This window comes from Nocardia sp. NPDC004573 (assembly GCF_053602135.1).
Genome location: NZ_JBSGDA010000006.1, coordinates 21,135 through 27,780, shown reverse-complemented (window position 1 = coordinate 27,780; position 6,646 = coordinate 21,135). Strand labels below are relative to the sequence as shown.

Genomic DNA, 6,646 nt, shown 5'->3' with positions numbered 1-6,646 from the left:
ACCCCGCAACCCGGCGCGAACCCTCCAGGCACCGCGAAGAGCGGGAACTCCGGGCAGCCCGGCGCGAACCCCGCACCCCCGGACAACCGCACGAGCCTCGTAGGCGGGCCTGCTGCCGCGAACCCTCCGGCCGGCGGGAGAGCAGCAGCGCCCGACAGCGGGAGCGTCAGGGGCACACCCTCCTCCGGCCCCGGTGCGAAGGCTGCGTCGCCGAGTTCAGCGCCGAAGCCCGCGGGTGGCGCACCCAGTTCGGCGGCCGGTGGCACCGGTAATCCGAACGCTCCCGCTTCCGCCCAGCGCCAAGCCGCGCGATCCGAAGGCAGCAAGACCACGCCGCCGCCCGCCGGTTCGGCCGCGTCGAGCGCGCCCGGCACCAAGGGCACGGCGCCTTCCGGACCGGCAGGTCCCGGCCGGGCGAACCCTCCGGCGGGCAAGGCGGGCGAACCGGCGCGTTCCGGCGCGGGCACGGCCGTACCGAATCGGGCCCCGAACGCCGATGCGGAGACCGCCGAAATCGGCGGCAAGGCCGCGCCGAAGCAGCCGGAGGCCGACGCGGCGAAGCCCGGCTCCGCACCGACCCAGCCGGGCGAAGCGCGCACCGTGGTGATCAAACGGGATCAGATGCCGTCCGGTCCGGCGCGCGGATCCGCTCCGGGCGCGGCCCCGGCAAGCGGTTCCACTCCGAAAGACGCTGCGCCGCAATCGACTCGGCCCGCGCAAGACAAGGCCGCGCCAGCGTCCGGCACGAAAGCGGGCCAGCCGGCGGCCGCGAAGAAGGCGGTGTCGGGCGCGCCAGGTGAGGCCACTGCACCCGGCGCGCCCACCGGCTCGGAGTCGCGGAACGCGGCTGTCGCGCCGGGCGTCGAATCCGCGACCGTCGTGATCCGCAAACCTCAGCCCCCGGCCGGGCCTGCGGCTTCCGCGCCGGAGCAGACCGGCGAATCCGGCGATCAGCAGAACCCGCCCGGCTCGGAAGACGTGACGATGGCGATGCCGGTGGTCAGCCGGGACGACGCCGAGACCGTCGCGCTCCCCGTCCAGCGCCCCGCCGACGGTGGCAGGCCGGGGACCGATCGTGTGGTCCCGCCCTCGGCGGGACCGGTTCCGATCACGAAGCCGCCGAGCACGCCCCGTCCGGCGGCCGGTCCGAAGCAGCCCGGCCCGCACGGCCCTTCCGCGCCGCCGCAGCACGGACCGGGAGTCGAGGAGACCCGACCGTCACCGCCGCGTCCCCAAGGCAGGCCGCGCCAGGTGGCGACCGCGCCGTCGCCCGCGGACGTCCAGCAGACGGTGCCCGCGCAGTCGATGTCGGGCCCGCGCGCGCCGCAGACCCGGCCCGTCGCGCCGCCGCAGCGGATCCCCCCGGCTCCGCAGCCGGGCGCCGGGGCGTCCGCCACCGGCCCGGCTCGACCCGATCGACGGCTGATCGTGCTGGGCGCGGCGGGCGCGCTGGTGCTCGCGCTGGTCGCGGTGGTCGTGGCACTCGTCACGATGTCCGGCGAGGACTCCCCAGAAGCGCAGGTGCGCGGCGCGATCACCAGCTACACCGACGCGCTGAAGGCAGGCGACCTGGACGCTCTGCGGTCCACCACGTGCGGTCCGCTGCACGACTTCTACCAGGGCATCCCGAGCGATCAGTTCGCCGGCGTGCACAAGCAGTCGGTGGAGCGCAAGACCATCCCGGTGGTGGACAGCATCGACGCCATCCGCATCACCGAGGACACCGCCATCGCGCAGGCCACGGTGTACACCGACGCCGATCCGGCGAAGCGGTCCGCACGCACCTTCGACCTGCAGCGCACCGACGACGGATGGAAGGTGTGCGACCCGCCCGGCAGCACCCAGTAACCAACCGGCCACGCGATAGCCGATGAACATCGATGCCGGTCGCGCCCGTCACACTCACCTGGTCAATGGTCCGGATCGCCAGTAGCATGGCCCGGATCATGAGCAGGGAGCAGACGATGGCGCGGCCGGATATCGATGTCGTTCCGGCGACGCAGGCCGGACGGCGATTCCGGGTGCGGGACCATTACGAGGTCGGCAGGGAGAAAGTGCGGGAGTTCGCCCGCGCGGTCCAGAACCACCACGCGGCGCATCAGCGCGAAGCCGACGCCCGCGCGCTCGGGTATCCCGGGATCATCGCGCCGCCGACCTTCGCCTCGGTGATCGGGATGACCGCGACCAGGGCGCTGCTGGACTCGGTGCTCATCCAGTACGACCTGTCCCAGTTCCTGCAGACCGATCAGGTCTTCGAGATCTACCGGCCGATCCTGGCCGGTGACCGGATGCGCAGCGAGATCGTCATCGAGTCGATCCGCCAGTTCGGCGACAACGACTTCATCGTGGTGCGCTTCGCGCTGAGCAACCAGCACGGCGAGGTCGCCATCGTCGGGTCGACCACGATCGTCGCGCGCCGCGGCGCCGAGGTCGACGCCTCCCTGAGCGAGGTGGTCGACAACATCATGATGCACGGGCGCCCGCTGGAACCCACGGCGGCCGCCGAGCCTGCGCACAGCGACGCGCTGGTGCCGCTCGGCGTCGGCCCGTTGGTCGAGCCGGACGGCCACGAGAGGACGACCGTGCACACGGCGCCCACGTTCGACGAACTCACCGCAGGCGATCGGCTTCCCGACGGCGCCTTCCGGCTGACCCGCGGCGACCTGGCGAACTACGCGGGCGTGTCCGGGGACGCCAACCCGATCCACTTCAGCGACCACGCCGCGCAGCTGGCCGGTCTGCCGACCGTGGTCGCGCACGGCATGCTGACCATGGGCTTGGCCGGTGGCTACCTCAGCGCGTGGCTGGGCGATCCGACCGCCATCCAGAAGTTCAGCGTGCGGTTCTCCGGCTTCGTCCCGGTCGCCGCCGACGCGGCGAGCACGGTCGATTTCTCCGGCCGGATCAAGTCGCTGGACCCGAGTGCGCGCACCGCGACCATCCTGCTCGGCGGCACCTCGGAAGGGCGGAAGTTGTTCGGCCGCGCGGTGGCCGAGGTCCGGCTGCGCTAGCGCGAGGGTCACTCCCCGAGCACGGAGTGCATCAGGTAGACGTTGTAGTCGCTCCAGGTCGACAAGGTGAAGTAGAAGTCCGTCCCGGACGACCACGGGTGGATGAACCCGCCGTACAGCTCGGGATAGCTCAACGCCGACACCGTCGGCGTGCTCTCCGACCACACGCCCTGCGGTGTGTCCGATTCCCGTACGACGATGGCGGCCTTCGTCGTGTCCAGATAGCTCATCTGCCAGACGCCACGCGCGGCGTCGTAGCGAACGGACAGTTCACCGGCGGGACCGTCCACGACCGGCGTGGCGGAGCCGAATCCTCCGACGGGCGTCCACGCGCCGTCGCGCCAGTACTGGTAGGCGGTGGTGTTGAGCAACTGGTCCTCCGGCACCCGGGCCAGCCCGACCGCGCCGAGGCGGGTGTTGGGCGTACCGAACATGTAGACGTGACCTTCGTGCGGAACCATCGCGCTGACTTGGAAGTTCGCCAGACCGAAGATGTTGTCCCAGCGCGCGTGCGGGTCCTTCGTCCAGGTCTGGCCGTGGTCGTCGGAGTAGGCGATGCCGCCGTAGTTCGTGAAGAAGGTGCCCGGCAGGCTGTTCCAGGTCCGAATCGACATGTAGCTCAGGTACTGCCGCTCGCCGAGCGCGAAACCCGAGGTGGGAATGGTGGTGACCTCGACGTTGTCCAGCTTGCGGCTGGAGAGCACCTCGGCGGCGTGGCACCGGTCGTCGGTGACCATCCGGTCGAAGGTCACGCCGTCGGCGAGGTCGCGATCGGTGCTGAAGGCCAGCACGTTGCTCCGCCAATCCAGCCCCATGCCACCGGGCGGATGGAAGCCGCGGCCCACGGTGTCGCCGAACGCGGTCGCGATCTCGCCCGGCGCGCTCTCCCACATGATGCCGAGGTCGGTGCCGTCCACCTGCCACCGTTTGTCGGTGCGGTTCACCGAGTTCGCGCCGGTCAGCTTCGCCACCTCGCGGGCGGGGCCCAGCCGCGGCGCGGGCCGGGCCGGTGACTGCGCCGCGGGTTCGACCGGCGGCCGCACCGGCGCGGGCGGCGGCGGCACCTGGCCGGGGTCCGGACCGGGACCGGGGATCGCGAAGTGGAACGGCTTGGGATTCAGCAGGATCTCCGGGATTCCGAGCTGAGCGGCGAGACTCGGTGGCGCTGCGGGCAGATCGGTGAGATCCGGGCAGGGATTGACGCAGGGGTCCGGCGGTAGCTCCATCCGCGTGCGCTTCGGCGTGGGTTCGGGGGCATTCGCCGGGAGCACGGTGATCACCGGATAGGGAATCGGCACCTCCAGCGTTTTCGGCACCAACGGCTCGTGAGTCGCCACCGGGTCGGTCGCGCACGGCCCCACTCCTGCAACAGCGGCGGCCGTTTCGGGCGCGGCCGCAGCGGGCCCATCGGCGTAGACGAGCATTGCCGCGCCGATCACCACCGCACCGACGGCGGCCGACATTCGCATCGCCATAGCAAACCCCTCGAATCCATTGCGGAGACGAACCTTGCGGACACGACCAGCGGAACGACCCTACCGCGTTCGACTTTCGGAGACCGGCAGACCGACACGCCGAATAAAAAGCATGAATTTGCTTCATTTGCACCGGCGGTGGCGTCCAGCGTTGCTAGCGTCCACTTCGCGACGACTCCAGTCGGGGAGAGTGGCCGTCCGGGGCACCGCTCCGGGTCATAGTTCGAAACCGTTGCCGCCGAGTGCGTTCCACCGTGCCCGGCGCCCACCGAGAACGGATCACATGAAGAACATGCTCCTGCGCACCCTGCTCGGCGTCGGCTCCGCCTGCCTGCTCACCACCGCCGTGTTCACCCTCGGGTCACCCGTAGCCGCGGCCGACCCGCTCACCGACCTGCTCTGCGGCTCCGGGTCCGCGCAGTTCTGCCCACCGCCCGCGGCGCCGCCGCAAGCTGCCCCGCCTGCCCCGAACAATCCGCAGCAGCCGAATCCGCCGCAGCAGAACAACCCACCGGCGCACGTCCCTCCGGGCGGTCCCTCCTACAAGAACTGCACGGAGGTCCACAACGCCGGTAAGGCTCCGCTGTTGCGCGGGCAGCCGGGTTATGCCCCGCACCTGGACCGGGACAACGACGGCGTCGCCTGCGAGTGAATCGCACCGGCGCACCGGCCGATCCCGGAGCAGGATGGAAGGCGTGACCAAGTCAGTTCTCCGCATCGCGCCCACGATCGCGGCGGCGCTGCTGGCGGCCGGAGCGAGCGCGCTTCTGCCGCAGGCGGCGTCCGCCCTGCCTGCGCCGGCCGTCGCGATCGCCGGACCGCACGAAAACCATCCGATCCCGCACAATCGCTCCGGCCCGAAGGGCGACAGCGAGCGACCCGAGGAACCCGCCGAGCGATCGCCGCGGATCTACACCGATTGCGACCAGGTGCGGGCGGAGGGCGCCGGGCCGCTGTACCGCGGGCAGCCCGGCTTCAACGCGCAGCTGGATCGCGACGGCAACGGAATCGCCTGCGACTAGCGCAGCGCCTGGAAGACCAGGATCGTCCCGCCGATCCGGATCTGATCGCCATCGGCGAGCAGCGCGCCGCTGTCGATCGCCTCGTCGTTGACGAAGACGCCGTTGGCCGAATGCAGGTCCTTGATCAGCAAGCCGGCGCGGCTCGGCATGATGTGCGCGTGGTAGCGGCTGGCCCGCGGGTCCTCGAGGACCAAGTCGTTGTCGGTCATCCGGCCGATGCGCAGCCCGCCCTGGGCGATCGCCACCACGCGACCGTCCGGCATCCGCAGTTGTCCGCTGCGCACCGCGCGCGGCACCTCGGTGACCGTCTCGGTCATCGCCGCGGCCAGCCGCTCGACCTGCCGCAGTTCCACCGTGCTCAGCGGCTCCTGCCGCAGCACGCGCTGCTCCAAGTCGATCAGTGCCGGTCCGGGGTCGATGCCGAGTTCGTCGGCGAGCACGCCGCGCACTTTCCGGCACGCTTCCAGCGCGTCCGCCTGACGTCCGGACAAGTACAACGCGGTGATCAGCTGACCCCACAGCGGTTCGCGCAGCGGGTGCTCATTGGTCATCGCGACCAGCTCGCCGATCACCGAAGACGCCCGCCCACAGGCGATCTCGGCGTCGACCCGAGCCGAGGCGGCCAGCAGCCGCTCCTCGTCCATCGCGGTGGCGAAGCCGTCGGCGAACTGCAGTCCGGCCAGGTCGGCCAGCGCCCGGCCGCTCCATTCGCGCAGCGCGGAGCCGAACAGCTGCGCCGCGCCGGCGTGATCGCCCGCGTCGGCCGCACGGGCGCCCGCCTCCCGCGCCGCCTCGAATCGACCCAGATCGCATGCGGTCTCGTCGATCTCCAGCCGATAACCCGACGATTCCGTACGCAGCACCGTCGCCGGGTCCACCCCGGAATTCCGCAGCGCCTTGCGAATATTCGAGACGAAGACCTGCAGGCTGGCGGCATAGGAGTCGGGTGGATCCTCGTTCCACACCAGGTCGGCGAGCGCGGCCGAGGACACCGCGCGCCGCCGATTCACCGTGAGCGCGGCGAGCAGAGCTCGCGGTTTGGGCCCGCCGACCGCCACCGGTTCACCACCGACGAGCAGTCGCACGGGCCCGAGCACGCGCACATCCAGACTCATGTGCACTCGGCCCCTGACGGGTG

At 71.3% G+C, this 6,646-nt stretch carries 6 protein-coding genes and 1 pseudogene; 4 read left to right on the top strand and 3 right to left on the bottom strand.

Features of this window, described 5'->3' with window-relative positions; genetic code table 11:
• Positions 1-599 (bottom strand): annotated as a pseudogene (locus ACWEKR_RS11585) (hypothetical protein); the annotation flags it as partial.
• Positions 600-780: 181 nt separating this feature from the next.
• Here ACWEKR_RS11585 and ACWEKR_RS11580 point away from each other — a divergent pair.
• Together ACWEKR_RS11580 and ACWEKR_RS11575 are read left to right on the top strand one after the other, a co-directional pair.
• The gene (locus ACWEKR_RS11580) at positions 781-1,848 is read left to right on the top strand and encodes an Rv0361 family membrane protein (RefSeq protein WP_452354437.1); all 1,068 of its coding nucleotides are present in this window, start codon (positions 781-783) and stop codon (positions 1,846-1,848) included.
• Positions 1,849-1,946: 98 nt separating this feature from the next.
• Entirely contained in the window at positions 1,947-3,011 is a 1,065-nt protein-coding gene (locus tag ACWEKR_RS11575; protein ID WP_452354436.1) for a fused (3R)-hydroxyacyl-ACP dehydratase subunits HadA/HadB, read from the top strand.
• An 8-nt stretch (positions 3,012-3,019) separates the two neighbouring features.
• Here ACWEKR_RS11575 and ACWEKR_RS11570 read toward each other — a convergent pair whose 3' ends face one another.
• On the bottom strand, positions 3,020-4,486 hold the full coding sequence (locus ACWEKR_RS11570; protein ID WP_452354435.1) for a DUF4185 domain-containing protein: 1,467 nt from the start codon (positions 4,484-4,486) through the stop codon (positions 3,020-3,022).
• 283 nt (positions 4,487-4,769) lie between these two features.
• On the opposite strand from ACWEKR_RS11570, the gene ACWEKR_RS11565 reads away from it, so the two are divergent.
• Entirely contained in the window at positions 4,770-5,138 is a 369-nt protein-coding gene (locus ACWEKR_RS11565) for an excalibur calcium-binding domain-containing protein (protein ID WP_452354434.1), read from the top strand.
• Positions 5,139-5,181: 43 nt separating this feature from the next.
• A complete protein-coding gene (locus ACWEKR_RS11560; protein WP_452354433.1) occupies positions 5,182-5,508 on the top strand; it encodes an excalibur calcium-binding domain-containing protein in 327 nt (108 codons plus the stop codon).
• Here the strand turns inward: ACWEKR_RS11560 and ACWEKR_RS11555 are convergent.
• On the bottom strand, positions 5,505-6,623 hold the full coding sequence (locus tag ACWEKR_RS11555) for a BTAD domain-containing putative transcriptional regulator (protein ID WP_452354432.1): 1,119 nt from the start codon (positions 6,621-6,623) through the stop codon (positions 5,505-5,507). The genes ACWEKR_RS11560 and ACWEKR_RS11555 overlap by 4 nt on opposite strands.
• Positions 6,624-6,646 lie beyond the last annotated feature (23 nt).